This is a genomic window from Desulforhopalus vacuolatus (genome assembly GCF_016918505.1).
GTDB lineage: Bacteria > Desulfobacterota > Desulfobulbia > Desulfobulbales > Desulfocapsaceae > Desulforhopalus > Desulforhopalus vacuolatus.
In genome coordinates, this window is record NZ_JAFFPZ010000141.1 from 1 (window position 1) to 378 (window position 378).

Consider the following 378-nt stretch of genomic DNA (forward strand, 5'->3'; position numbering starts at 1 on the left):
ATCGGAAGCCGCTTTGGTTTCATTAGACAGTAATGGAGATGCCAGCATTACAGGTTATGCTGGTGATAATGATTATTATACGTTTGTCGCGCAAAACAGTGGCACCGCGACCATTAGTTTAACGGGATTGAGTTCAAATATTGATTTATATCTCAGTGAGAGCCCTGATGAGAACTCTGCGAACCCTATAGGATTGTTAGCTGCCTCATACATGAGTGGAAGTTCCAGTGAATCTGTATCCTATAATCTCACCTCAGGAGAGACCTATTACGTCAATGTCGATCCTGATGGTACATCTACCTCAGATTATAATTTGAGTATCAATACAGTCGCTGCTGTCACACCTGTTCCCAGTACCAATAATGATATAATTAATGG

Annotated in this window: 1 protein-coding gene; it reads left to right on the top strand. The window is 41.3% G+C overall.

Going from position 1 to position 378, the window contains the following annotated elements; all coding sequences use genetic code 11:
- Positions 1-13: 13 nt before the first annotated feature.
- Positions 14-378: pre-peptidase C-terminal domain-containing protein (locus JWG39_RS16265; RefSeq protein ID WP_205220472.1), on the top strand; the 365-nt coding region annotated here is incomplete at its 3' end.